Source organism: Streptomyces sp. AV19 (genome assembly GCF_015999245.1).
Lineage (GTDB): Bacteria > Actinomycetota > Actinomycetes > Streptomycetales > Streptomycetaceae > Streptomyces.
Genome location: NZ_JAEAMR010000010.1, coordinates 840,187 through 858,547 on the forward strand (window position 1 = coordinate 840,187; position 18,361 = coordinate 858,547).

The window sequence follows — 18,361 nt, forward strand, 5'->3', positions numbered from 1 at the left end:
TTGCCCCCTCCGGGGAGCTTGAGGACAGCGCCCGAAGGGCGCTTCGGGGGCGCAGGGGGCGCAGCCCCCGCCCACCGCGCGCAGCGCGGTTCCAAGGGTCCAGGGGCGGAGCCCCCGGTCAACGCGCGCAGCGCGGTTCAAGGGGCCCAGGGGGTGAAGCCCCCGGTCAACGCGGCGAAGCCGCGTTGCGGGCCCGGGGCTTGACCCGGAGGAAACGGTGAAAGGGCGGGTCCGGGGCAAACCCACCCACCCGCGCACTAGCCGCGCGTCCAGTCGCGCCACACTGGTGCCATGAGCGAGCGCAACACCACCACCGTCCTGCTGCGCAACGGCGACGTGCACAGCCCCGCAGACCCCTTCGCCACCGCCATGGTCGTCGAAGGCGCCCATATCGCCTGGGTCGGCTCCGAAGGCGCCGCCGACTCCTTCGCCGACGGCGTCGACGAGGTGATCGACCTCCAGGGCGCCCTCGTCACCCCCGCGTTCACCGACGCGCATGTGCACACCACCGCCACCGGCCTCGCGCTCACCGGTCTCGACCTCACCGGCGCGGCGACGCTCGGCGAGGCGCTCGACCGGGTGCGGGCCCACGCCGCCGCCCGTCCGGGGGACCGGATCCTGCTCGGGCACGGCTGGGACGACGACCGCTGGCCCGAGCGCCGGGCGCCGTCCCGGGCCGAGCTCGACGAGGCCACGGGCGGCAGGCCGTTCTACCTCACCAGGTCCGACGTCCACTCCGCGGTGGTCACCACGGCCCTCCTCGACCTCGTCCCCGGCATCCACGACCTGCGTGGTTTCAGCCCCGGAGAGCCGCTGACCGACGCCGCGCACCACGCCGTCCGCGCCGCGGCGCACGCCGCCGTCACGCCCGCCCAGCGCACCGAGGCGCAGCGTGCCGCGCTCGCCCGGGCCGCCTCGCTGGGCATCGGCTCGATCCACGAGTGCGCCGGCCCGCAGATCTCGGGCGAGGACGACCTGACGGGGCTGCTGCGGCTCGCCGCGCAGGAGCCCGGCCCCCGGGTCGTCGGCTACTGGGCCGAGGCCATCGCGTCCGCGAACGACGCGGGACGGATCCGCGAGCTCGGCGCGTTCGGCGCGGCGGGCGACCTGTTCGTCGACGGCTCGATCGGCTCGCACACGGCCTGCCTGCACGAGCCGTACGCCGACACCCGGGGCGGCACGGGCACCGGGCACCTCGACGCGGCCGCCGTCGCCACCCACGTCACCGCCTGCACCGAGGCGGGCATCCAGGCCGGCTTCCACGCCATCGGCGACGCCGCGCTGACCGCCGTCGTGGACGGCCTCCGCGCGGCGGCCGAGAAGCTGGGCCTCGACAAGGTGCGCGCCGCCCGTCACCGGATCGAGCACGCCGAGATGCTCACCCCCGAGCACATCGCCGCCTTCGCCGAGTTCGCCCTCACCGCCTCCGTCCAGCCGGCCTTCGACGCCGCCTGGGGCGGCGAGGACGGCATGTACGCCGCCCGCCTGGGCCGCGAGCGGGCCCGCGCCCTCAATCCGTACGCGGCCCTGCTGCGCGCGGGCGTGCCGCTGGCGCTGGGCTCCGACAGCCCGGTGACCCCGCTCGACCCCTGGGGCACCGTGCGGGCCGCCGCCTTCCACCGCACGCCGGAGCACCGGATCTCGGTGCGCGCCGCCTTCACCGCGCACACCCGTGGCGGCTGGCGGGCCATCGGCCGCGACGACGCGGGCGTGCTGGTGCCGGGCGCGCCGGCGGACTACGCGGTGTGGGAGGCGGGGGACCTGGTCGTGCAGGTGCCGGACACCCGCGTCGCCAACTGGTCCACGGACCCGCGCTCGGGCACCCCGGGCCTGCCGGACCTCACGCCGGGCGGCCAACTGCCCGTCTGCGTCCGGACGGTGGTGGGCGGCCGAACCGTCCACGCGCGGCCGAACGAGTGACGCACCCGCGCCGCGTACCGCCGAACGACGTGCCCTCGGCCTGTCGCCCTGCGTGACGTCCTCCGTACTGACCTGGTGATTTGAGACAACGACGCAGGTCAAACGGCTGTTGACAGGGTGCGGGCCGCGGCCGGTAGGTTCGGCCGGGTCCACCACAGGACGTCCGACCGGAGAACTCCACGCAGTCGTCGAACGCCGCTGGGCCATGGGACGGGGCGCCACCGCGCACCGCCACTGGGAGCCAGGTCCAGCGCACGGGGGCGGGGGAGTTCCACCGGGTCGGCAGGTGTGACCCGGGTGGGGCCCGGACGTTCAGTAGACAACGGTTCCAGGGACCCGCAGCCAGCGGTTCCCCGGCCGGCCCGAAGGACACCGCGCCCCACCCGCCGTCCCCGCTTCCCCGAGCCTTCCCGCACCCTGGGAGCAGGCTGTCCCGAGACCGAGGTACGGTCACGTGACCCCTGAACGACTTCCAGGAAGGCGCGACCGTGCCCCCGGGTTCCGACACCTCCGCCGCAGCCGTCGGCGACTCCGCACCGCCCCGCGCGGCGCCGCGCCCCGGCCGGGCCGCCCGGCTGGCCGCGCTGGCCCGCCGCGAGGCGGCGCGCACCGGCCTGGCGGCCGCGACCGGAGTCGTGCTGGCCTTCGCCTTCCCGCCGTACGACCTGTGGCCGCTGTCGGTGCTCGCGGTCGCGGCGCTGGCCCTGCTGACGCACGGGCGCACCGCCCGCCAGGGCGCCTGGACGGGCTTCGTCCTCGCCCTGCCGTTCTTCTTCCTGCTGCTGCGCTGGCTGAACGTGGTCGGCTACGACGTGGTGTTCGGCCTGTCCGCCGCCGAGTCGCTGTTCGTGGCCCTGCTGGGGGCCGCCCTCGCGGTCGTCTCGCGGCTGCGCGGGTGGCCGCTGTGGGCGGCCTGCCTGTGGGTGGCCGAGGAGTGGGCGCGCGACCGGATGCCGTTCGGCGGCTTCCCCTGGGGGCGGCTGGCCTTCGCCAACACCCACTCGCCGTTCACCCCGCTCGCGGCCCTGGGCGGTGCCCCGCTGGTGTCCTTCGCCGTGGCCCTGGCGGGCGGGCTGCTGGCCTTCGCGGTGCTCGCGGCCCGGCGTCCGCGGGGGAACGGGACGCCGCGCGGCGTCCGTCCGCTGCTGCCCGCGGTGGAGGCCGTGGCGATCGCCCTCGCGGCGACCCTGGCCGGGTACGCGGTCCCCGTGCCGACGAAGGCCGACGACACGGTGAACATCGCCGTGGTCCAGGGCGACGTGCAGAAGCCGGGCATGGACTTCCTGGGCCGCCCGATGATGATCCTCAACAACCACGTCGACGCGACCCTGGACCTGGCCCGGGACGTGCGGGCGGGCCGGGTGCGGAAGCCGGACCTGGTCATCTGGCCGGAGAACTCCTCCGACCTCGACCCGTTCCAGGACAAGGCCGCCTACGCCCGCATCGACCAGGCGGCCAGGGCGATCGGCGTCCCCGTGCTCGTCGGCGCACTGGTCGACCACCCCACCAAGGCGGGCTACGTCTACAACGAGGGCATCGTCTGGGACCCGAGGACCGGCCCCGGCGCCTCGTACACCAAGCAGCACCCCGTGCCGTTCGGCGAGTACGTGCCCTTCCGCGAGCAGCTCAGCAAGGTCATCTCGCGGCTGCAGCGGGTGCCCCGCGACTTCTATCCCGGCGACCACACCGGCGTCATGAAGGTGGGCCCGGCCCGTCTCGGCGACGTCATCTGCTTCGAGGTCGCCTACGACGAGATCGTCCGCGAGACCGTGAACGCGGGCGCGCGGGCGCTGGTGGTGCAGACGAACAACGCGACGTTCGGCCGCACCGACCAGCCCGAGCAGCAGCTCGCCATGTCCCGGCTGCGGGCCGTCGAGCACGGCCGGGCCGTGGTGACGGCGGCGACCAGCGGCATCAGCGCGGTCGTCGGCCCGGACGGGACGGTCGTGCAGCGCGCCCCGGAGTTCACCCGGCAGGTCATCAGTGCCACGATTCCGCTGAGGGACGGCACCACCGTGGCCGACCGAGCCGGTGCGGCGCCCGAGTGGGCGCTCGCTATCGTGGGCCTCCTCTCCTGCGCGGCCGCCCTGCTGATCGGCCGTCGGAAACGACCGGAGGAGACCATGAACAAGAAGGGCCAGCAGTGACAGACGGCGGTCAGCGGAGATTCGGTCCGCTCGGTACGACCTTGGTGATCATTCCGACCTACAACGAGGCGGAGAACATCAAGCCCATCGTCGGCCGGGTGCGGGCCGCCGTGCCGGAGGCGCACGTGCTCGTCGCCGACGACAACAGCCCGGACGGCACCGGCAAGATCGCCGACGAGCTGGCCCACGACGACGACCACGTCCACGTGCTGCACCGCAAGGGCAAGGAGGGCCTCGGCGCCGCCTACCTGGCCGGCTTCCGCTGGGGCCTGGACCAGGGCTACGGCGTCCTGGTCGAGATGGACGCGGACGGCTCGCACCAGCCGGAGGAACTGCCCCGGCTGCTCACCGCGCTCAAGGGCGCCGACCTGGCGCTGGGCTCCCGCTGGGTGCCCGGCGGGCGGGTCGTGAACTGGCCCAAGTCCCGCGAGTTCCTGTCCAAGGGCGGCTCCACGTACTCCCGGCTGATGCTCGACGTCCCGCTGCGCGACGTCACCGGCGGCTACCGGGCCTTCCGGCGCGAGACGCTGGAGGGGCTGGGCATGGAGGAGGTGGCCTCGCAGGGGTACTGCTTCCAGGTCGACCTCGCCTGGCGGGCGGTGAAGGCGGGCTTCCACGTGGTGGAGGTGCCGATCACGTTCGTGGAGCGGGAGCTGGGGGACAGCAAGATGAGCCGTGACATCGTCGCGGAGGCGTTGTGGCGGGTGACGTCGTGGGGGGTCGGGGCGCGGGTGTCGAAGGCGCTGGGGCGTCGGGGGTAGGGCGGGGTGGCCCCGGGGGCCCGGCTGGAGGCCGCCCCGGCCCGAGGGTGGGCGCGGCTCGGGTAGCTCTGGTCCGGGGCGGCCGCGGCTCGGGCCCGGGGTAGCGATGGCTCGGGGGGCCCGGCCCGGGGCGGCCCCGAGGTGGGGATTTGCCCCCGCCCCGCCCTTCCACCGTTTCCGCAGGGGCTGCGCCCCTTCGCAACCCGCGGGGACGGGCGGGGGGTGCCGCAGGGCCCGCGCTCCGTGCGGACGGGCGGGGGCTCCGCCTCCCTGCGCCTCCACCGGGGCTGCGCCCGTCCCGGGCCGGAACCGTGCGCCGCGCAGTGGCAGGGGCTCCGCCCCGTGCCCATTTCCGGGCTTTGCCCCGGGCCTCTTACCGGGTCGCGCCCTTGGACCCCACCGGAGTCGGCCCCTGAGACCCCTTTCGGGAGTGAGCCCCGGACCCTGAGGCCGCGCTGCGCGCGCCGGTACGGGGGCTTCGCCCCCCGTGCCCTTTCAGAGCCCCCCCCCGGGTTTTGCCGGGGCGGAGCCCCGAAGCGGGGTGCAGGGGGCGTAGCCCCCGCCTCACCGCGCGGAGCGCGGTGCCGGGTCCCGGGGCGGGGCCCCGGAGGAGACGGGGAGAGGGCGGGGCGGGGGCACACTCCGCCGCCCAGGCACACTTGAGGCATGACGTTCGGAACGCCGCAGCAGCCCATGAACAGCCAGAGCCGAAGGCCCCTCCGCGGAGGCCCGCGCAAGCTCATTCCGCTCGCCATCGCCGTCTGGGCCGTCCTGGAGATCTGGCTCCTGATCCTGGTCGGCGACGCGGCGGGCGGGTGGGCCGTCTTCGCGTTGCTGGTGGCCGGCGTGGTGGCCGGTTCGTACGTGATCAAGCGGGCCGGGCGCCGGGCCTGGCAGCGGCTGACGGAGTCGCTCCAGGACCCCGGCAAGGCAGACGGCAAGGCAGACGGCAAGGCAGACGGCAAGGCAGACGGCAAGGCAGACGGCAAGGCAGACGGGGAAGCCGGCGGCGGCAACGCCCTGACGATGCTGGGCGGGCTCCTGCTGATAGTGCCCGGTCTGCTCTCCGACGCGGCCGGCCTGCTGTGCCTGTTCCCCCCGACCCGCTCGGCGATCCGCAAGGCCGTGGGCCGCCGCTTCGAGCGCTCCGCCGGCGGCCGGGCGTTCCAGCAGGCGCGCATGCGCACCCCGGACGGCAAGGTGGTCCAGGGCCAGGTGATCCGGGACGACGAGCGCCCGTCCCCGCGCGCGGACGACCCGCAGCTGCCCCGCTAGGGCACGCGAAAGGGCCCGGCCACCGCCGAAGCGGTGGCCGGGCCCTTCGTCGTACGCGGTCGCCGTACGCCGCGGCCGTCAGGCCGACTTACGGCTGTCGCGCGGATGCACCGCGATGTTCATGGTGCCGGAGCGCAGGACCGCCAGCCGCTCGGCCAGCACCTCCTCCAACTCCTCGCGGGTGCGCCGCTCCATGAGCATGTCCCAGTGCGTACGCGCGGGCTTGCCCTTCTTCTCCTCAGGACCGTCGCCGTCCACCAGGAGTGCCACGGCGCCGCACGCCTTGCACTCCCACTCCGGCGGAATCTCCGCCTCTACAGAGAACGGCATCTCAAAGCGATGGCCGTTCGGGCATGCGTACTCCACCGCCTGGCGCGGGGCCAGATCGATGCCGCGGTCGGTCTCGTAGCTGGTCACCACAAGTCGCGTGCCGCGGAGAGCTCGCTCACTCATGAATTCGTGCCTCCCGGGCTTGTCGCCCACAGGACAGGTGTCGCTGTCGTCGTCATCCGGTCAACGTCCGGTCGGCGGTGAAGATTCCCCGTTGAGGGACATGCGTCGCCCGTCGTGCCGCCCCTTGTTGTACCCACCAGCGCCCGGTTTGTCACATCTGACAACAGATGTCACCCAGCGTTTCTGGCACTTCAGCGCGCAGTAACGGTTAATCCGGTGGGTCAGGGGCGTACACTACCGGCTCGCTGATCCCGGTCGTACGGCGGGGGTCTCCGCGAGGACGGGTGCGACGGCCGTGACGGGTGCGTTCCCGGCCACGGCCCGGCTCCCCGAAGGGTTCTCCGCGGGGCCGAAGAGGCGCAGGAAGAACTGGGCCAGCGGGCCGATCGCCACCGCGAAGAGCACCGTACCCGCCCCGATGGAGCCGCCCAGCGCGAAGCCGGTCGTCAGCACCACCAGCTCGATGCAGGTGCGCACGAGCCGCACCGAGCGCCCGGTCCTGCGGTGCAGCCCGGTCATCAGCCCGTCGCGCGGGCCCGCGCCGAAGCGGGCCGAGATGTACAGGCCGGTCGCCAGCCCGCACAGCGTCACGGCCAGGGCGAGCAGCGGGATCCGGGCCCACAGCGAGGCGGGCGCGGGCACCAGGGCGAGCGTGGCGTCCAGCGTCAGCCCGATCAGCAGGACGTTGGAGACCGTGCCGAGCCCCGGCCGCTGGCGCAGCGGGATCCACAGCAGCAGCACCAGCGCGCCGATCAGGATCGAGGCCGTCCCGATCGACAGCCCGGCATGCCGGGCCGCCCCCTGGTTGAGCACGTCCCACGGCGGCAGCCCCAGCCCCGCCCGCAACTGGAGCCCCGCGCTCACCCCGTACAGCGCGAGTCCGGCGTACAGCCGGACGAGACGGCCGGCGATCCCCTTCGTCTTCGTCCCGGCCCGTGTCGGTGTCGGCACAACCCCTCCCGATGTCGTCGGCCGAACCCCGACGGTGGTGCGGGTGGCCTTTCTCGTGGCAGTCTGTGGACTGGAAGCACCGAAGATCCATGGCCAATTACCGGAAGGTGGACTGCAACGATGAGTCAGTGGATCGCCACCGTGGGGGCACAGCAGCTCGCCCGGCTCCTCGACGCCCAGGGCGGGGACGGGGCGGCGGGCGCGGTGACGGCGCGGGGCGGCCGCCGCGTGCCCGCCTATCGCTCCCTCGCCGACCGCATCCGGCTGCTCGTGCTGGAGGGCCGCGTTCCGGTGGCCGCCCGGCTGCCCGCCGAGCGCGAGCTCGCCGCCGCGCTCTCCGTCAGCCGCACCACCGTGGCCGCCGCCTACGAGGCCCTGCGCGGCGAGGGCTTCCTCGAATCCCGGCGCGGCGCCGGCAGCTGGAGCGCCGTGCCCGCGGGCAGCCCGCTGCCCAGCCGCGCGCTGGACCCGCTCCCGCCCGACGCCACCGGCTCGATGATCGACCTCGGCTGCGCCGCCCTGACCGCCCCCGAACCCTGGCTCACCCACGCCTTCCAGGGCGCGCTGGAGCAACTGCCGCCCTACGCGCACACCCACGGCGACTACCCCGCCGGCCTGCCCGCGCTCCGGCAGGCGCTCGCCGACCGCTACACCGCGCGCGGCGTGCCGACCATGCCCGAACAGATCATGGTCACCACCGGGGCGATGGGCGCCGTCGGCGCCATCTGCCGGCTGCTGGCCGGGCGCGGCGAGCGGGTCGCCGTCGAGTCACCGTCGTACGCCAATGTCCTTCAGCTCATGCGCGAGGCCGGGGCCCGGCTCGTGCCCGTCGGGATGGCCGACCGGCTCGGCGGCTGGGACCTGCCCGCCTGGCGCCAGGTCCTGCGGGAGGCGGCTCCCCGGCTGGCCTACGTGATCGCCGACTTCCAGAACCCCACCGGCTCCCTCGCCCCCGAGGGACAGCGCCGCGAACTCGTCGAGGCGGCCCGGTCCGCCGGCACCGTGCTCGTCGTCGACGAGACCATGAGCGACCTCGTCCTGGAGCCGGGGCTCGGCATGCCCCGCCCCGTCTGCGCCTTCGACCCGGCCGGCAGCACCGTGGTCACCGTGGGCTCGGCCAGCAAGTCCTTCTGGGCCGGACTGCGGATCGGCTGGGTGCGCGCCGCCCCCGAGGTGATCCGCAGCCTGGTGGCCGCCCGCCCCTACGCCGACCTCGGCACCCCCGTGCTCGAACAGCTCGCCGTCGCCTGGCTGCTGGAGGGCGGCGGCTGGGACGCCGCCGTCGCCGTACGCCGCGACGAGGTCCGCGCCAGCCGGGACGCCGTCGTGGACGCCCTGGAACGACGGCTCCCCGACTGGGAGTTCGGCGTCCCGCGCGGCGGGCTCACCCTGTGGGTGCGCACCGGCGGGCTCTCCGGCTCGCGCATCGCCCAGGTCGGCGAACGGCTGGGGGTACGCGTGCCGTCCGGACCGCGGTTCGGGGTCGACGGGGCCTTCGAGGGGTACGTACGCCTGCCCTTCACCGTCGCCGCTCCCGTCGCCGACGAGGCGGTGGCGCGCCTCGCCGAGGCCGCCCGCCTGGTGGCCACCGGCGCCCCCGTCGCCGTCGACGCCCCCCGCACCTTCGTGGCCTGAGCCGCCCGGCGCGGGGGCGGCCTGCGGCGGCCACTCCGGCAGCAGCGCCAGCACGGCGCGGCGCTGCGCGTCGGGGGCGCCCTCGTCGTACGGGTCGGGCGTGGCCGGCACCTGGAGGCGGTGCACGGGGCCGGTGCCCAGCCGGGCGTAGCCCCGGCCCGGCGGCACGTCGTCGACCGGGGTGGTGTGCGGCGGCGCGCCGAGCACGGCGTGCACCCGCTCGGCGGGGACCGGGCCCAGCAGCACCCGGGCCCGGGTGTGCGCGAGCACCGCCTCGGCCAGCAGCCGGGCGTTCTCCAGCTGCTCGCCGACGACGACCGTCACGTTCGCGGCCCGGCCGTGCCGCAGCGGCACCTGGAGCAGCTCCTGCGGGTCCGACAGCCCCTGCCTGGCGGCCAGTTCGCCCAGCGCGGCGGGCCGGTCCACCACCACCCACAGCGCGCGGCGGACGTCCTCGGGGGCCGGACGCCCCTGCTGCCGCGCGGTGTTGGTGGCCACGAGCCGGCGCTGCGTCTCCCGCGCGGCCCACTCCAGCGCCGCCAGGCAGCCGGGCAGCGCGGACTCCGCGGCCAGCACGCCCTCGCGGCCGGCCAGGCAGGCGTACTCGCCGGTGCCGCCGCCGTCCACGACGACCGCGTCGCCGTGCGGGAGCGCCTGCAGCAGGATGGAGCGCAGGAGCGTCGTGACGCCCGCCGCGGGCGTCCCCAGGGCCAGCAGGTGCGGCTGTGCGGACTGCCGGCCGGTGCGCCAGACGACCGGCGGGACGTCGTGGGTGCGCTCCCCGTCGGTCACCGGCAGCGTCCGCTGGACGGTGGCCGCGTCCGTGAACCCCAGGACGGTCTCGCCCGGCGCCGTCACGAAGCGCTGCGCCCCGATCCCGGCCGGCAGTGCGGGCAGCGCGGTGACTGTCAGGGTGCCGCCCTCCTCGTCCCAGGCGAAGCGGTACTCCCGGTCCCGCCCCGCCCTTATCCACAGCAGGTGCTCGACCCTGGCGCGCGCGTCGCTCTCGCCGTCCGTGAAGTACGCCGGGTAGCGCAGCCGCAGGGCGACCAGGCGGCCCTCCTCGTCGAAGGCGTGGTCCTCGAAGACCTGCCGCCAGGTGCCCCCGTGGCAGTAGAGCGGCGTGGGGTCCGTGGGGGACGAGAAGTAGGGCATCAGCGCCTCGTACAGCGACTGCAGCCGTGCTGCCAGCGGATCCTGACGGCCCGTCGGCTCCTGTGCCCGGTCGCGCCCGCGCCACGCGCCGGCCGCCAGCAGGGCGGCGGCCGCGAGCGGCGGGCCGTACGGCACGAGCGCGACGATGAGCACGCACGAGGCGGCCAGCAGCAGGGCGGCGCCGCGCCGGTCCCGCGGCGTGCGTGCCCAGCCCCGCCGCCCGGCGGCCGCCAGCGAGCGCAGGCCGCGGGCGACGGTGATCACCGGGTGGAGCACGTCCCGGGCGCCGTCGGCGACGGACCGGGTGAACTCCCGCCCGGAGGCGAGCGGTTCCCGGCCGGACGCGGCGCGGTCGGACAGGGTGCGGGGGACTCCTCGCCGGCCCATGGCGGCCTCCTGTGGACGACGTTGGTACGGACCCCGAGGTCTTAGAACCTCAGGCCGCCGAGCAGCCCGGCGAGGCTGGCGCCGCCCGCCTTGATGCTGGGAGCGATGGCCGTGCCCGCGAGGTAGAAGCCGAACAGGGCACAGACGAGCGCGTGGGACGCCTTCAGCCCGTCCTTGCGGAAGAACAGGAACACGACGATGCCCAGCAGCACGACGCCGGAGATGGAGAGGATCATGGAGGGTCTCCTGACTGGTGGGGCGGTCACCTGGTGGGGCGGTCACCATGGGTCCCTCCAGGGTCACAGCAAGCAGGAACCGCGACATCCGGGAAGAGGCACACGAGTGAAACGCCGCCCGGTCACCCGGTCGGACCCGGCCGCGCCGCCCGGGGTTCGGCACGCGGCGGTCCTGCGTAGGGTGGGGCCGGAAGCCCGGACCCTCCGAACCCCGAGGACGCAGCCATGCCCGACCCCAGCCCCGAGACCGAGCCCGCCCACGACCCCGAGGTGCTCCAGCTCGCCGCCAAGGTCTTCGACCTGGCGCGGCACGGCGACACCGACACCCTCGCCGCGTACGTGGACGCCGGCGTCCCGGCCAACCTCACCAACGACCGCGGCGACACCCTGCTGATGCTCGCCGCCTACCACGGTCACCCCAGCGCCGTCGAGGCCCTCCTGGCCCGCGGGGCCGATCCGGACCGGGCCAACGACCGCGGCCAGACGCCGCTGGCCGGCGCCGTGTTCAAGTCCGAGGACGAGGTGATCCGCCTGCTCGTGGAGCACGGCGCGGACCCGGCCGCGGGCACGCCGTCGGCGGTCGAGACGGCGGGCATGTTCGGGCGGCAGGACCTGCTGGAGCTGTTCGCCAAGGAGTAACCGGCGGTAGCGGCAGAGGTCTTAGAAACCTCTTACGTCCGCCCGATATCAACTCCCCCATGCGCATCACTACTTCACGTCACGCCGTTCGCGCCGCCGCCGTGGCCCTCGCGGTCACCCTGCCCTGCGTCACGCTCGCCTCGTCCGCCGACGCGGCGCCCGCCGCGGCCGGGGCGGCCGCGACCGGGATCAGGGTCCACGGGGGCCTCGTCGACGTCCCCGTCCGGGGCGGGACCGCCACCGTCGACACCGCCACGCTGCGGGTGACCGCCCGCACCGGGGCGGGCACGGCCGAACTCTCCGCGCCCGCCGCCGCCTCGCCGGGCAAAGCCGGACGCGTCACCGTCGTGGACGGGGGCGCGCGCTGGACCTACGCCGGGACCGGACTGACCGTCACCGCACGGGCCGACAAGGGACGGCTCGTCGTCTCCGTGCGCTCCACCGGCAGCGCCGACCGGACGCTGGCCTGGCCCGTCACCGGCGGCGACCGGGCCGCCTCCGCCCTCCAACTGCCGCGCGGCGAAGGGCTGTCCCTGCCCGTCGCCGACCCCTTCTGGAACTCCTCCCGCGCCGGACTCGTCGGCGACAAGATCGGCATGGACTCCCAGCTGTCCCTCCCGCTGTGGGGCTGGACCCTCGGCAAGGGCCTCGGGGCGAGCTACCTCGTGCCCACCGACATCGGCACCACCCTCGGCGTCACCTCCGAGCACGGCCGGCTGCGGGCCACCGCCACGCACGGCTTCTCGCGGGCCGACGGCACCACCGACTACACGGTCGCCTTCTCCCTCACCGACGGCTCCCCGGTCGCCCCCGCCCTCGACCACCGGGCCTGGCTCCAGGAACACGGGCAGCTCGGCAGCCTGCGCCGCAAGGCCCAGGCGCAGCCCGCCACGAAGAAGCTCCTCGGCGCCTTCCACACCTACGCGTGGGGCCGCGCCCGCACCGCCGAGGGCGTCCGCGAACTGCGCCGCCTCGGCGTCGACCGCATGTGGCTCGGCTACGACGCGGATGGCGGGGCCATGGACGCCGCCGCCGTCGCCGAGGCGAAGAAGGCCGGCTACCTCGTCGGCCCGTACGACTCCTTCGCCAACGGCCAGGACCCCGAGACCTCCGACGCGTCCACGTCCTCCTGGCCCGGCACCCTGTACCCGGACTTCTGCGTCCGGCGGGCCGACGGGAGCGAGGAGCCCGGTTTCCACGACCGCGGCTGCTACCTGAGCTCGGAGGCCTTCGAGAAGGCCGAGCCCGGCAAGCACTACCTCGCCGAGCGCACCCGGAAGATGACCGCCAACGGAGCCGACAGCTACTTCCTCGACGTGGACGCGGCCGGCGAGCTCTTCCGCGACCACAGCGCGGCCCACCCCATGACCAAGTCCCGCGACCGTGCCAACCGCCTGGCCCGGATGAAGCGCCTGACCGACGGCAACCGCCTCGTCCTCGGCTCCGAGTCCGCCGGCTCCTGGGCCAACGGCGTCCTCGCCTTCGACCACGGCTCCGGGACGCCCGTCGCCGACGGCCTCTGGGCGGCCGAGCGCGACAGGGAGAAGTGGGGACGCTACGCCCCGGCCAAGGCACCGGACTTCTTCTTCAAGCCGGCCGAACTGCCCGCGGACGTCGCCAAGGCGATGTACGACCCGGCGTACCGGGTCCCGCTGTACGAGACGGCGCTGCACGACTCGCTCGTCAACACCGAGCGCTGGGAGCTGTCCTACGACAAGCTGCCGCGCCAGAAGACGACGCGGGCGCTGCTGGCGATGCTCTACAACACGCCGCTGAACTTCGTCCTGGACGGTCCGTCGCTCAAGGAGCGGGGCAAGGAACTGGCCGCTCTGCAGAAGTACTTCTCGCCGCTGCACAAGGCGGCGGGCCAGGAGCCGATGACGTCGTTCCGCACACTGACCGGTGACCGGAGCGTGCAGCGGACGGTGTTCGGGAACGGCGTCCTGACCGTGACCGCCAACTTCGGGACGAAGGCGTACGCCGGGCTGCCGGGCGGGTGCGTGGACGCGAAGCTGAAGGGCGACGCGAAGCCGCGCCGCCTGTGCCCGGCGGAGGTCGACGTCAGCCCGTCCGGCGTTTGAGGACAACCGCGCGGAGCGCGGTTTCGGGGGCCGGGGCGGAGCCCCGGTTACGGGAAGGGGCGGGGTGGGGGAGAAACCCGGCCCGTGGACGCCAGCACCGCGTCCAGCGAATCCGCCTCCCCCACCCCCTTGTCCTCCCGGTACCGCACCACCCGCGCGAACCGCAGCGCCACCCCCGCCGGATACCGCGACGACCGCTGCAGGCCGTCGTAAGCGATCTCCACCACCAACTCCGGCCGCACCCGCACCACCCACCCGTCGTCGCTCACCGCCAGCTCCCGCAACCGCCGCGTCTGCCACTCCAGCATCGCGTCCGTCAGACCCTTGAACGTCTTGCCGAGCATGGCGAACGTGCCGTCCGGGCGCCGCGCCCCCAGATGCAGGTTGGAGAGCCGGCCGGTGCGGCGGCCGTGGCCCCATTCGGCGGCCAGTACCACCAGGTCCAGCGTGTGGACGGGCTTCACCTTCAGCCAGGAGGCACCCCTCCGGCCCGCCGTGTAGGGGGCGTCGAGGGCCTTGACGACCACGCCCTCGTGCCCCCGCCGCAGCACCTCCGCCGCGAACTCCCGGGCCGCCGCGCGGGCGGCGGGGTCCGCGGGGTCGGGGACGGCCAGGCGCCTGACGCGCAGCGGTTCCGGCACGATCCGGGCCAGTTCCGCGTGCCGCTCCGCCGTCGTCAGGTCCAGCAGCTCGCGCCCGTCCACGGCCAGGACGTCGAAGAAGACCGGCGACAGGGGCAGCCCGGTGCCGGAGCGGGAGCCGACCCGGCCGGCGACGTCCTGGAACGGGTGCGGCCGCCCGGCGGCGTCCAGGGCGATCACCTCGCCGTCGAGCACGGTCGAGGAGACGGGCAACGCGGCCGCCGCCGCGGTCACTTCGGGCAGGCGCGCGGTGATGTCGTCGAGGGTACGGGTGTGGACGGTCACGTCCGCCCCGTCGCGGTGCACCTGGACGCGGATGCCGTCCAGCTTCTCCTCCACCGCGCACGGCCCCAGCCGGTCCAGCGCCTCGTCCACGTCCTTGGCCGTCCGCGCGAGCATCGGCAGCACCGGGCGCCCCACCCGGAGCCGGAAGTCCGCCAGCGCGGCGGGCCCGCCCGCCAGCAGCTCGCGGGCGACCGCGCCCAGCGAGCCGCCGAGCATCACCGCGCGCCGCACCTCGCCGGGGTCCGCGCCCGTGGCGGCCGCCACGCCCTCGGCGGCCAGCGCGTCCAGGGCGCCCTGGCGCAGTTCGCCGCCGATGAGCCGGAGCAGGAAGTGCTGTTCGCGCTCCGTGGCGCGGGCCAGGAGCGCGTCCACCAGGCGCTTGCGCTCCGCCTGCGCGCCCTGCCCGGTCACCGCCGCGAGGGCGGTGAGCGCGGCGTCCACCTCGGCGACGGTCAGCGAGGGGACGGCCGCCGGGCCGGGCACGTCCCGCAGGGTGCGCCAGCCGACGCCGGTCCGGCGCTGCGGCAGCCGCCCCGCCAGGTACGAGACGACGAGCGGCGCCTCCGCGGGCTCCGCCTGCCGGAACAGCCCGGCCAGCAGCTCGGTCTTCGCCGTCCGCGAGCGCACCGCCGCCACCTCGGAGGAGACCCGGGCGAGGGCGTCGAGCAGCACGCCTCCATGGTGCACCGGGCTCACGCCCCGTGCCGCTCCCAGAAGGCGCAGTGGTGAGCCGCGGAGGCGTCGGACGGCCGGGTCCCGTCCGGCCCCGGGGCCAGCGTCAGGACCTTCGGCGATGGGCCGCGCAGCAGCGGCCACCGCGGCGCGCCGGGCGCGCGCGGCACGGAGGCGTGGGCGAAGCCCGCCCAGTAGCCGGTCATCCGCTCGGAGAGCGCGCGCTGGGGAGCGGTGAAGGGCGCCGGGATGTCGAAGAGGTACGGCAGCTCGAAGGCGTGGGCGGACCCGTAGGGCAGCTCGGGGACGTCGGGCAGACCGAAGACGTTCGGCGCCGCGGGGTCGTGGAACTCGTACCCGTACACCGGCGCCCGCGCCGCCAGCGCGCGGCCGGACCGCAGCGTGGTGCAGGTCCAGGAGCGGTCGGTGAGGACGCTGGCCCAGGCGGCGGCGGGCGTCGCGAACGCGCGGGCCGGGTACAGCGCCTCCACGTCCCCGGCCGCCGGCCCGAAGGAGGTCCGCAGCCGCGCCCGGTACTGCTGCTCGGTGCGGACGGGGTGCGCGGCGAGGGACTGGGCGACGAAGTAGCGCATCTCGTCGTGGTTGGTGCCCAGGACGACCGGCATCCGCCGGAAGCGGCCCCGCTCCAGGGCCCGGCCCGGCTCCTCGGGCAGCTGCCCGTCGCCCCAGGCGACGACGGAGAACGCGTGCATCAGCTCCGGCGTGGCCAGCTTCCGCGCCGGCAGCGCCCGCAGGCAGGCGAGCGCCCCGGCCCGGTCGTCGCAGCCCAGCCTCCGCGCGGCCCGGGCGCCCTCGGCGCGGACGTCGTCCCGCCGGGCCCAGGGGGTCCACGCGGGGAGGGCGGGGTCGACGGCGCCCGGCGGCATGCTCGTACGGCAGGAGCCGCTCTGCAGCACGGCCTGCCGGAAGAGCCCGGCGGCCTGCGGCGAGACCAGCTGGGCGCAGGCGCTCAGCGCCCCGGCCGACTCGCCGGCCAGCGTGACCCGGCCCGGGTCGCCGCCGAAGCGCCGCGCGTTGTCCCGCACCCAGCGCAGGGCCGCCCGCTGGTCGGCCAGCCCCACGTTCGAGGCGCCGGCCAACGCCGGGTGGCCGAAGAAGCCGAAGACGCCGAGCCGGTAGTTGACGGTCACCACCACGACGTCGCCACGGGCGGCCATCCGCCCGGCGGGGTAGTCGCCGCCCCAGCCCGTGATGAACGCGCCGCCGTGCACCCACACCACGACGGGCAGGCCGCGGCCGGCGGCGCGCCCCGCCGGCCGGGTGACGTTGAGGTACAGGCAGTCCTCCGAGCCCATCGACGCGCCCGTGACCAGATCCGCCTGGGCGCACCGCGCCCCGGGCGCCCCGGCGTCGCGCACGCCCTGCCACGGCCGGGCGGGTACGGGGTCGTGCCAGCGCAGCCGGCCGGTGGGCGGCTGGGCGAAGGGGATGCCCCCGAAGGTGTCGTACGTGCCGTGGGAGCGGCCGCGCACGTCGCCCTGCGCGGTGCGCACCACCGGGTCGGCCGGCGGCGCGGCGCCCGCGGGGGAGGCGGTCAGGAGGGAGGCGAACAGGGCGGCGAGCGCGGTCACCAGGGCGGGAAGGCCCGGTGAGGTGGCTCGGGGGTGCGGCATGCTGACGCTCCTTCGGCGGGAGGCGGGCAACCTGGTCCTGCCGACAGGATGCCCGGCGTCCCGCGGCGGGCCGACACCGCCCCCCGCGCTCTACTCCCTTTGCGCGGGCGCCCGTTCGCGCCCGGCGGCGTCGCTGATCCTGAGCAGCAGGGCGATCATGAGCCAGTTGGCCACCAGCGAGGAGCCGCCCTTGGCGAGGAAGGGCAGGGCCTTGCCGGTCAGCGGGATGAGCCCGAGCACGCCGCCGGCCACCACGAAGACCTGGAGCGCCAGCGCCGCCGCGAGGCCGACGGCGAGCAGCTTGCCGAACGGGTCGCGCGAGCGCAGCGCCACGCTCAGGCCGCGCTGGACGAGCAGCGCGTAGAGCAGCAGCACCGCCATCACCCCGGCGAGCCCGAGCTCCTCGCCGACGGTGGTGAGGATGAAGTCGCTGCGGCCCGCGAAGCCGATCAGCTCGGGGTGGCCCTGGCCGAGGCCCGTGCCCGTCACCCCGCCGCTGCCGAAGCCGAAGAGCGCCTGCGCGGCCTGGTCGGAGATCAGGCCCGGGGGCCGCTGCTCCTTGGGCAGGTAGATGTCGAAGGGGTGCAGCCAGGCGACGATGCGGCCCTTGACGTGCGGCTCCGTCGAACCGACGGCGGCGGCCCCGACGGCGGCCATCAGCAGGCCGCAGACGACCCAGCTGGTGCGCTCGGTGGCCGCGTAGAGCATCACCACGAACAGCCCGAAGAAGATCAGCGAGGTGCCGAGGTCACGCTCCAGGACCAGGACCATCAGGCTCAGCACCCACACCGCGAGGATGGGCGCGAGCTGCCGGCCGGGCGGCAGGCGGAAGCCGAGGACCTTGCGGCCGGTGAAGGCGAGGGCGTCGCGGTGGGTGACCAGGTAGCCCGCGAAGAAGATCGCGATCATGGTCTTGACGAACTCGCCGGGCTGGAAGGACAGCGGCCCGAGGAAGATCCAGCGCTTGGCGCCGTAGGTGTCCCCGGGGAAGGCCGCGGGCGCCATCAGCAGCACCAGGGCGACGGCCATCGTGAGGTAGATGTAGCGCCGGAGCCATCGATGATCCCGGAGCACCAGCAGGACGCCCACGCAGACGGCGACGCCGATGACGGTCCACAGCAACTGGCCGGAGGCCGTGCCGGGCGACTCGTACCGCTTGGCGTAGGCGAAGTCCAGCCGGAACAGCAGCACGAGCCCGATGCCCGACAGCAGGGTCGCGATGGGCAGGATCAGCGGGTCGGCGTCGGGCGCCCAGCGGCGCAGCACCAGGTGCGGCACCAGGGCCAGGCAGACCATGCACCCGGCGAAGCCCGCGAGCCGGGGCGGGATCTCACCGGTGGTCGACAGCCCCGCGTAGAGGTAGCCGAAGGTGCTGATGAGCACGGCGAGGCAGAGCAGCAGGGCCTCGCGCAGGCGGCGCCGTCCGCGGGCCGGGGACGGGGCGGGCGCCTCGCCGCCGTCGGCCTCCGCGCGCACGGGTTCCACGGTC

13 protein-coding genes and 1 pseudogene are annotated in these 18,361 nt (G+C 75.3%); 7 read left to right on the forward strand and 7 right to left on the reverse strand.

Features of this window, described 5'->3' with window-relative positions:
- The first annotated feature begins 291 nt into the window (after positions 1-291).
- The 4 genes from I5Q34_RS22310 (at position 292) to fxsA (ending at position 6,103) form a co-directional block, all read left to right on the forward strand.
- Entirely contained in the window at positions 292-1,920 is a 1,629-nt protein-coding gene (locus I5Q34_RS22310) for an amidohydrolase (protein WP_199894070.1), read from the forward strand.
- Between the two features lie 488 nt (positions 1,921-2,408).
- A complete protein-coding gene (lnt, locus tag I5Q34_RS22315) occupies positions 2,409-4,067 on the forward strand; it encodes an apolipoprotein N-acyltransferase (RefSeq protein WP_199894071.1) in 1,659 nt (552 codons plus the stop codon).
- The gene (locus tag I5Q34_RS22320; protein ID WP_199894072.1) at positions 4,064-4,828 is read left to right on the forward strand and encodes a polyprenol monophosphomannose synthase; all 765 of its coding nucleotides are present in this window, start codon (positions 4,064-4,066) and stop codon (positions 4,826-4,828) included. Before lnt ends, I5Q34_RS22320 begins: the two co-directional genes overlap by 4 nt.
- A gap of 666 nt (positions 4,829-5,494) precedes the next feature.
- Positions 5,495-6,103, forward strand: coding sequence for an FxsA family membrane protein (gene fxsA, locus I5Q34_RS22325; protein WP_307811713.1), 609 nt, complete (start codon positions 5,495-5,497; stop codon positions 6,101-6,103).
- Between the two features lie 78 nt (positions 6,104-6,181).
- Here the strand turns inward: fxsA and I5Q34_RS22330 are convergent, their stop codons facing one another.
- Both I5Q34_RS22330 and I5Q34_RS22335 read right to left on the reverse strand, forming a co-directional pair.
- Positions 6,182-6,556: an RNA polymerase-binding protein RbpA gene (locus I5Q34_RS22330; RefSeq protein ID WP_199894073.1), complete on the reverse strand. Its 375-nt coding sequence runs from the start codon at positions 6,554-6,556 to the stop codon at positions 6,182-6,184.
- Positions 6,557-6,790: 234 nt separating this feature from the next.
- Complete coding sequence (locus tag I5Q34_RS22335; protein WP_277965398.1) at positions 6,791-7,507, reverse strand: YitT family protein; 717 nt, start codon at positions 7,505-7,507, stop codon at positions 6,791-6,793.
- A gap of 120 nt (positions 7,508-7,627) precedes the next feature.
- On the opposite strand from I5Q34_RS22335, the gene I5Q34_RS22340 reads away from it, so the two are divergent.
- Positions 7,628-9,142: a PLP-dependent aminotransferase family protein gene (locus tag I5Q34_RS22340; RefSeq protein WP_199894074.1), complete on the forward strand. Its 1,515-nt coding sequence runs from the start codon at positions 7,628-7,630 to the stop codon at positions 9,140-9,142.
- 3 nt (positions 9,143-9,145) lie between these two features.
- On the opposite strand, the pseudogene I5Q34_RS34945 reads toward I5Q34_RS22340, so the two are convergent.
- Together I5Q34_RS34945 and I5Q34_RS22350 are read right to left on the reverse strand one after the other, a co-directional pair.
- Positions 9,146-10,684, reverse strand: a pseudogene (locus tag I5Q34_RS34945) (hypothetical protein); the annotation flags it as partial.
- Positions 10,685-10,725: 41 nt separating this feature from the next.
- Complete coding sequence (locus I5Q34_RS22350) at positions 10,726-10,920, reverse strand: hypothetical protein (protein ID WP_004948848.1); 195 nt, start codon at positions 10,918-10,920, stop codon at positions 10,726-10,728.
- Between the two features lie 225 nt (positions 10,921-11,145).
- Between I5Q34_RS22350 and I5Q34_RS22355 the strand changes: the two genes are divergently transcribed.
- Together I5Q34_RS22355 and I5Q34_RS22360 are read left to right on the forward strand one after the other, a co-directional pair.
- On the forward strand, positions 11,146-11,559 hold the full coding sequence (locus I5Q34_RS22355) for an ankyrin repeat domain-containing protein (protein WP_199894076.1): 414 nt from the start codon (positions 11,146-11,148) through the stop codon (positions 11,557-11,559).
- Between the two features lie 59 nt (positions 11,560-11,618).
- Complete coding sequence (locus I5Q34_RS22360) at positions 11,619-13,640, forward strand: glycoside hydrolase (RefSeq protein WP_199894077.1); 2,022 nt, start codon at positions 11,619-11,621, stop codon at positions 13,638-13,640.
- 47 nt (positions 13,641-13,687) lie between these two features.
- On the opposite strand, the gene I5Q34_RS22365 is transcribed toward I5Q34_RS22360, so the two are convergent.
- The 3 genes from I5Q34_RS22365 to I5Q34_RS22375 form a co-directional block, all read right to left on the reverse strand.
- A complete protein-coding gene (locus I5Q34_RS22365) occupies positions 13,688-15,238 on the reverse strand; it encodes an ATP-dependent DNA ligase (protein WP_199894078.1) in 1,551 nt (516 codons plus the stop codon).
- A 20-nt stretch (positions 15,239-15,258) separates the two neighbouring features.
- A complete protein-coding gene (locus tag I5Q34_RS22370) occupies positions 15,259-16,872 on the reverse strand; it encodes a carboxylesterase/lipase family protein (protein WP_199894079.1) in 1,614 nt (537 codons plus the stop codon).
- Positions 16,873-16,962: 90 nt separating this feature from the next.
- Complete coding sequence (locus I5Q34_RS22375) at positions 16,963-18,348, reverse strand: FtsW/RodA/SpoVE family cell cycle protein (RefSeq protein WP_307811723.1); 1,386 nt, start codon at positions 18,346-18,348, stop codon at positions 16,963-16,965.
- Positions 18,349-18,361 lie beyond the last annotated feature (13 nt).

Excerpts from the sequence above, each read along its gene's own strand:
- I5Q34_RS22340 (WP_199894074.1), top strand. The coding sequence starts at position 7,628 with ATGAGTCAGTGGATCGCCACCGTGGGGGCACAGCAGCTCGCCCGGCTC.
- I5Q34_RS22350 (WP_004948848.1), bottom strand. The coding sequence starts at position 10,920 with ATGATCCTCTCCATCTCCGGCGTCGTGCTGCTGGGCATCGTCGTGTTC.
- I5Q34_RS22370 (WP_199894079.1), bottom strand. The coding sequence starts at position 16,872 with ATGCCGCACCCCCGAGCCACCTCACCGGGCCTTCCCGCCCTGGTGACC.
- I5Q34_RS22310 (WP_199894070.1), top strand. The coding sequence starts at position 292 with ATGAGCGAGCGCAACACCACCACCGTCCTGCTGCGCAACGGCGACGTG.
- I5Q34_RS22330 (WP_199894073.1), bottom strand. The coding sequence starts at position 6,556 with ATGAGTGAGCGAGCTCTCCGCGGCACGCGACTTGTGGTGACCAGCTAC.
- fxsA (WP_307811713.1), top strand. The coding sequence starts at position 5,495 with ATGACGTTCGGAACGCCGCAGCAGCCCATGAACAGCCAGAGCCGAAGG.
- I5Q34_RS22355 (WP_199894076.1), top strand. The coding sequence starts at position 11,146 with ATGCCCGACCCCAGCCCCGAGACCGAGCCCGCCCACGACCCCGAGGTG.
- I5Q34_RS22360 (WP_199894077.1), top strand. The coding sequence starts at position 11,619 with ATGCGCATCACTACTTCACGTCACGCCGTTCGCGCCGCCGCCGTGGCC.